7 protein-coding genes and 1 pseudogene are annotated in these 5,275 nt (G+C 70.8%); 7 read left to right on the top strand and 1 reads right to left on the bottom strand.

The genetic code is table 11. The annotated features are described in order from the left end of the window. The 4 genes from GTW43_RS31670 to GTW43_RS31655 form a co-directional block, all read left to right on the top strand. Positions 1–199, top strand: a 199-nt coding sequence (locus tag GTW43_RS31670; RefSeq protein ID WP_237536919.1) for a DUF6421 family protein, incomplete at its 5' end; no start/stop codon positions are given. A 65-nt stretch (positions 200–264) separates the two neighbouring features. Further along, positions 265–1,026, top strand: coding sequence for an SDR family NAD(P)-dependent oxidoreductase (locus GTW43_RS31665; protein WP_161305418.1), 762 nt, complete (start codon positions 265–267; stop codon positions 1,024–1,026). Next, positions 1,023–2,105: a low specificity L-threonine aldolase gene (locus GTW43_RS31660; RefSeq protein WP_161305419.1), complete on the top strand. Its 1,083-nt coding sequence runs from the start codon at positions 1,023–1,025 to the stop codon at positions 2,103–2,105. Before GTW43_RS31665 ends, GTW43_RS31660 begins: the two co-directional genes overlap by 4 nt. An 89-nt stretch (positions 2,106–2,194) precedes the next feature. Beyond that, a complete protein-coding gene (locus tag GTW43_RS31655) occupies positions 2,195–2,794 on the top strand; it encodes a transglutaminase family protein (RefSeq protein WP_161305417.1) in 600 nt (199 codons plus the stop codon). 63 nt (positions 2,795–2,857) lie between these two features. Here GTW43_RS31655 and GTW43_RS31650 read toward each other — a convergent pair whose 3' ends face one another. Then, positions 2,858–3,586, bottom strand: a complete 729-nt coding sequence (locus GTW43_RS31650; RefSeq protein WP_161305416.1) for a lysophospholipid acyltransferase family protein — start codon at positions 3,584–3,586, stop codon at positions 2,858–2,860. 228 nt (positions 3,587–3,814) lie between these two features. On the opposite strand from GTW43_RS31650, the gene GTW43_RS31645 reads away from it, so the two are divergent. From GTW43_RS31645 to GTW43_RS31635, 3 genes and pseudogenes are all read left to right on the top strand, one after another. Continuing rightward, positions 3,815–4,141, top strand: coding sequence for a thioredoxin family protein (locus GTW43_RS31645; RefSeq protein WP_161305415.1), 327 nt, complete (start codon positions 3,815–3,817; stop codon positions 4,139–4,141). 192 nt (positions 4,142–4,333) lie between these two features. Beyond that, a complete protein-coding gene (locus tag GTW43_RS31640; RefSeq protein ID WP_161305414.1) occupies positions 4,334–4,840 on the top strand; it encodes a flavin reductase family protein in 507 nt (168 codons plus the stop codon). Between the two features lie 229 nt (positions 4,841–5,069). Next, positions 5,070–5,275 (top strand): annotated as a pseudogene (locus tag GTW43_RS31635) (electron transfer flavoprotein subunit beta); the annotation flags it as partial.

Raw genomic sequence — 5,275 nt, 5'->3', positions numbered from 1 at the left:
TCCGCACCCCGGCTCCCGCTGGGCCAAGGGCCCCGACGCCCTGGACGTCTCCCTGCCGCCCCGCAAGCTCGTGGACGACGTGCTTCCCGACGAGTTTCCGCTCAGCATGTTCTATGAGGCCCTCTCCAAGAAGCTCAAGACCGTGATCGCGTCGACGCGTGGTATCACTGCGGCGAGCGCGGACCGGGTGGCCGCGTGAACCACGCAGACAACGGCGGGACGGCAGACAGCTCCCGGACCGCCGCGAACCGGGAGGCGACAGCCATGTCCGAGACCAACGGGACCGGGAACGTGCTGGAAGGTGCCGTGATCGCGGTCGCCGGAGCGGCGGGCCCCGCGGGCCGCGCCGCGCTGAAGCGGCTCGCCGAGGCCGGTGCCACCGTGGTCGGCGCCGACGCGGACGCCGAGCGGCTCGCCTCGGCGGTCGACGACGCGCGCTACGCACACGGCGGGGCGACCGTCATCGGCGACACCGTCGACCTGCTCGACCTGCACGCCACCCGGGACTGGGCGAACCGCGTCGAGAAGGACTTCGGCCGGGTCGACGGCGTGGTCCACCTCGTCGGCGGCTGGCGCGGCAGCGCCACCTTCGCCGAGACCGATCTCGCGGACTGGGACCTGCTCGAGAAGCTCCTGATCCGCACGGTGCAGCACACGTCGCTCGCCTTCCAGGACGCGCTCACCCGCAGTGACCGCGGTCGGTACCTCCTGATCAGCGCCGCCGGCGCCTCGCGCCCGACCGCGGGCAACGCGGCCTACGCGGCGTCCAAGGCCGCCGCCGAGGCGTGGACGCTCGCGCTGGGCGACGCCTTCCGCAAGGCGGGGGGCGACGCGGGCCCGCAGCAGGCTGCTGCGATCCTGGTGGTCAAGGCGCTGGTGCACGACGCGATGCGCGCCGAACGCCCCAACGCGAAGTTCGCGGGCTTCACGGACGTCACGGAGCTGGCCGAGGCCATCGCCGGTGTCTGGGACCGGCCCGCCGCCGAAGTGAACGGGACCCGTCTGTGGCTGACCGAGAAGTCGTGACCTTTCCGGGGAAGAACGCGAAGACCGACGCCGGCCGGCACCACGACCCCAGCACCCGGGGTTTCGCCAGTGACAACTACGCGGGCGTCCACCCGGAGGTCCTCGCCGCGATCGCCCTGGCCAACGGCGGCCACCAGGTCGCCTACGGCGAGGACGACTACACCGAGCACCTCCAGTCGGTGATCCGCAGTCACTTCGGTGCCGCGGCCGAGGCGTTCCCGGTCTTCAACGGCACCGGTGCGAACGTCGTCGCGCTCCAGGCGGTCACCGACCGCTGGGGCGCGGTGATCTGCGCCGAGTCCGCGCACATCAACGTCGACGAGGGCGGCGCCCCCGAGCGGATGGGCGGGCTGAAGCTGCTCACCGTCCCGACGCCGGACGGCAAGCTCACGCCCGAGCTGATCGACCGGCAGGCCTTCGGCTGGGACGACGAGCACCGCGCGATGCCGCAGGTCGTCTCGATCACCCAGTCCACCGAACTCGGCACGCTGTACACGCCCGACGAGATCCGCGCGATCGTCGAGCACGCCCACGGGCACGGCATGAAGGTCCACCTCGACGGCTCCCGGATAGCCAACGCGGCCGCGTCCCTCGACGTCCCGATGCGGACGTTCACGAACGCGGTCGGGGTCGACATCCTGTCGCTGGGCGGCACCAAGAACGGCGCGCTGTTCGGCGAGGCCGTCGTCGTCCTCGAGCCCGGCGCCGTGCGCCAGATGAAGCACGTGCGCAAGATGTCGATGCAGCTCGCCTCGAAGATGCGCTTCGTGTCCGTGCAGCTGGAGGCGCTCCTCGCGAAGGACCTCTGGCTGCGCAACGCCCGGCACGCCAACGAGATGGCGCAGCGCCTCGCCGAGGGGGTGCGCGCCGTGCACGGCGTGGAGATCCTCTACCCGGTGCAGGCCAACGGCGTCTTCGCGCGGCTGCCGCACGACGTCTCCGAGCGCCTGATGAAGAAGTACCGCTTCTACTTCTGGGACGAGGCGGCCGGGGACGTCCGCTGGATGTGCGCGTTCGACACCCGCGAGGAGGACGTGGACGGCTTCGTCGCGGCCCTCAAGGAGGAGATGGCGCGCTAGCGACGCCCGACTTCCACTCTCTGCATAGGTATGCGGTCGACCGTAAAGTCATTGACTGGCGGTCGGCCGCGTTCCTATGCTCGCGTGCCATGCAGCTGATCCAGCAGAACCCTGATCTGTCCGCCTATCTGGCGGCCGACGAGGTCATCGACCACACGCATCCGCTCGTCCGCGAGACGGCCGCGCGCCTCGCGGACGGCGCCGCCGACTCATACGCATACGCCCGCGCCGCCTACGAGTTCGTGCGCGACACCGTCCCGCACTCCGCGGACAGCGGCGACCTGCGCGTCACCTGGCGGGCCTCCGACGTCCTCGCGCAACGCACCGGCATCTGCCACGCGAAGTCCCACGCGCTCACCGCGCTCCTGCGGGCCGAGGACATCCCCACGGCGCTCTGCTACCAGCGGCTGACCCACGACGCCGGCACCGGCTGGTGCCTGCACGGACTGGTCGCGGTCCGCTTCCACGGTGCCTGGCACCGGCAGGACCCGCGGGGGAACAAGCCGGGCGTCGACGCACAGTTCTCGCTCGACGGCGAGCGGCTGGCGTGGGTGCCCGACCCGCGGTCCGGCGAGGTGGACCATCCCGCACTCTTCGATGCACCGCATCCGGCCGTGCTCGACATCCTGCGCAGCGCGCCGGACCGCCCGTACCTCTGGGAGCACCTCCCCGACTCGCTCACCCCGTGAGGCGGAGGGGCGGGCTCACCGGCCACCCGGTCCGACCGGTCCACCCGGTCCGACCGGTCCCGCTCAGCCTGCCTCGGCGGCCTTGACCTCTTCGGGGGTCGGCGCGGTGCCGCCGAGATGTGCGGGCATCCACCACGTGTCGTCCGGCCCCTTCGGGCGGACCGGGTAGGCGCGCTGCGCGGCCTCGAGGAGCTCCTGCACGCGGTCGCGCAGACGGCGCGTGATGGCACCGGCGAACTGGTCGCGCGGGGCCTCCATCGCCTCGCCCACCCGGATCGTCACGGGGATGTGCTGGCGCTTGAAGTTGCGCGGGCGTCCCTTGGTCCAGATGCGCTGTGTGCCCCACAGCGCCATCGGGATCAGCGGCACCCCGGCCTCCTGGGCGAGCCGTACGGCACCGGTCTTGAAGCCCTTGAGCGTGAACGACTGCGAGATCGTCGCCTCGGGGAAAACGCCGATGACCTCGCCCGAGCGCAGCGACGCGAGCGCGTGCTGGAACGCGTGCTCACCCTGCGCACGGTCCACGGGGATGTGCTTCATGCTGCGCATCAGCGGGCCCGACACCTTGTGCCGGAACACCGACTCCTTCGCCATGAAGCGGACCAGGCGCTTCTGCGGCAGGGCGGCGAGGCCGTCGAAGATGAAGTCCAGGTAGCTGATGTGATTGCTGACCAGGACGGCGCCGCCCGCGCGCGGAATGTTCTCCGAGCCCTTGCAGTCGATCTTCAGGTCGAGCGCCTTGAACATCGTTTTCGCGGCGCCGATGACCGGACGGTAGACGAGCTCTGCCATGGAGGGGGTGGACCCTTCTGATTGCCTGGGGAATCCCCTCCGGGTGGAGGGGCCTCCGGCGGTAAGTTACGCAGCCGTAGGTTTTGCGGCTTGCGCAGATCGTGCCCCATCAACGGCCGGGTGACCAGTCCTGGTTCCTGTGCCGCGCGAGATCCTTGTCACTCGCCGGGGAATGTGCAGAGACGTTTGCGCGCTGCACCGTGCGGCGGCCCGCGAAGGAGGAGACGGATGACCGCAGGTGAAACCGTGCTGGACGCGGCGCAGTTGGCCGCCCCGCTGGGGGAGCGGGCCACGCTCGTGCAGTTCTCCAGCGCGTTCTGTGCGCCCTGCCGGGCCACCCGGCGGGTCCTCGCCGACGTCGCGGCGATGGTCCCGGGTGTCGCGCATGTCGAGATCGACGCCGAGGAGCGGCTCGAGCTCGTCCGCACGGTCGGCGTGCACAAGACGCCCACGGTGCTCGTGCTCGACGCCGCGGGCCGGGAGGTGCGGCGGGCCGCCGGCCAGCCACGCACGGCGGACGTCATCGCCGCGCTGGGCGCGGCCGTCGCCCCGTGACGGATCTCCCACATGACGGAACGCACTTGACTGCACGCTCCACGTATCGTCAGTCTGACTGTATGTTCCCGGAAATCCTTCTCTACGAGCGGGTCCACGTCGACCTGGCGCGGTGCTCCAGCGCGCGCTGTCCCGGTTCCTGATCCCTCAGGCACGGACCCCGCTCGCACCTACCGGCAGAAGGACAATTCCATGACGGTCACGCCCGACCTGCGCACCGCCCGGCCTGCCACGCCCGATCTGCTCCGCTCCGTCTTCCGGCAGCACGCCGCGGGCGTCGCGGTGGTCACGGCGGCCGGCGCCGCCCCCGTCGGCTTCACCGCCACCTCCGTCACCTCCGTCTCGGCCGCGCCGCCGGTGATCTCGTTCGGTATCGGCCTGGGCGCCTCCAGCTGGCCCACCGTCGCCGAGGCCGAGTACGTCGGCATCCACATACTCGGCGAGCACCAGGCCGATCTGGCCGCCACCTTCGCGCGCAGCGGCGCGGACCGCTTCGGCGCGCCCACCCGCTGGACCGAGGGCCCGCACGGGGTCCCCGTGCTCGACGACGTGCTCGCCTGGCTCGTCTGCAGGGTCGTCGCGCGGGTGCCCGCGGGTGATCACCGCATCGTGCTCGCCGAGGCCGTCGCCGGTGACCCGGCCGGTGCCGGCCGCCCCCTCCTCTATCACCAGGGGCGCTTCAACGCCCTGCGCGACTGAGAGTTCCCGGCCGCGCGATCACGGAGCGTTGGTAACGTCACACCGCAAAGCGCTTGCTTAGTCACCTGCGGCGCGGTGTAGTACTGGTGAGTAATATTTCGGTCGGAGCGCGGGCCGCCCCGAACGGAAGAGTCCGCTTCAGGCGCCTATGCTGCCTGCTAGAAGGCGAAGTCAGCCGCAGGCAGCTGGGGTGCGCCCAGTAAAAGACGATTGCAGTAGGAGAGCCGGCGTGAGCTTGAGGATCGTTGTCACCGTGAAGTACGTGCCGGACGCGACCGGCGACCGGCATTTTGCCGATGACCTGACCGTGGACCGTGACGACGTGGACGGCCTGCTCTCGGAGTTGGACGAGTATGCGGTGGAGCAGGCGCTGCAGATCTCGGAGAACTCGGACGACGATGTGGAGATCACCGTGTTGACGGTGGGTCCCGAGGA

It is taken from the genome of Streptomyces sp. SID5785 (genome assembly GCF_009870065.1).
Taxonomy (GTDB): Bacteria; Actinomycetota; Actinomycetes; order Streptomycetales; family Streptomycetaceae; genus Streptomyces.
This window is presented reverse-complemented; position numbering and strand designations above follow the sequence as displayed.

Bases quoted from the DNA above. Each gene is read 5' to 3' on its own strand.
- GTW43_RS31665 (WP_161305418.1), top strand. From the start codon at position 265: ATGTCCGAGACCAACGGGACCGGGAACGTGCTGGAAGGTGCCGTGATC.
- GTW43_RS31655 (WP_161305417.1), top strand. From the start codon at position 2,195: ATGCAGCTGATCCAGCAGAACCCTGATCTGTCCGCCTATCTGGCGGCC.
- GTW43_RS31640 (WP_161305414.1), top strand. From the start codon at position 4,334: ATGACGGTCACGCCCGACCTGCGCACCGCCCGGCCTGCCACGCCCGAT.
- GTW43_RS31645 (WP_161305415.1), top strand. From the start codon at position 3,815: ATGACCGCAGGTGAAACCGTGCTGGACGCGGCGCAGTTGGCCGCCCCG.
- GTW43_RS31650 (WP_161305416.1), bottom strand. From the start codon at position 3,586: ATGGCAGAGCTCGTCTACCGTCCGGTCATCGGCGCCGCGAAAACGATG.